Source organism: Herbaspirillum lusitanum P6-12, from assembly GCF_000256565.1.
Taxonomy (GTDB): Bacteria; Pseudomonadota; Gammaproteobacteria; order Burkholderiales; family Burkholderiaceae_D; genus Herbaspirillum; species Herbaspirillum lusitanum.
Genome location: NZ_AJHH01000799.1, coordinates 1 through 321, shown reverse-complemented (window position 1 = coordinate 321; position 321 = coordinate 1). Strand labels below are relative to the sequence as shown.

The 321-nt window shown below is 63.2% G+C and carries 1 pseudogene; it reads right to left on the bottom strand.

The annotated features are described in order from the left end of the window. Window positions 1-126 precede the first annotated feature (126 nt). A pseudogene (locus HLUSI_RS30755) lies at window positions 127-321 on the bottom strand (fumarylacetoacetate hydrolase); the annotation flags it as partial.

The following is a 321-nucleotide window of genomic DNA, read 5'->3' as shown; positions in this document are numbered from 1 at the left end:
GCGCGCCGGTGATGACGACGCGCTTGCCGGCCAGGCTGCGATAGATGGCATGTTCGACGGCGTGATCAACAGCCGATCCGTTAGATGTCGCCGGCGCGGCTGCGAGGGAAGCCGAGGGTGATGCTGTCATGCTGCTGTTCTCCTGGAGGATGATGCTGAAGATGGCAATGAATCTGTCAGGCCGCGTCCGGCCAGATAGCGATAGAGGGAGCGGATGCCGAAAGTCCAGGGGGCGATGGCGTCGCTGCGTTGCACGTAATTGACGAGCGCGCCCAGCGCCGGACTGGCGATGGTGACGCGGTCGCCCAGATGATGGGTAAA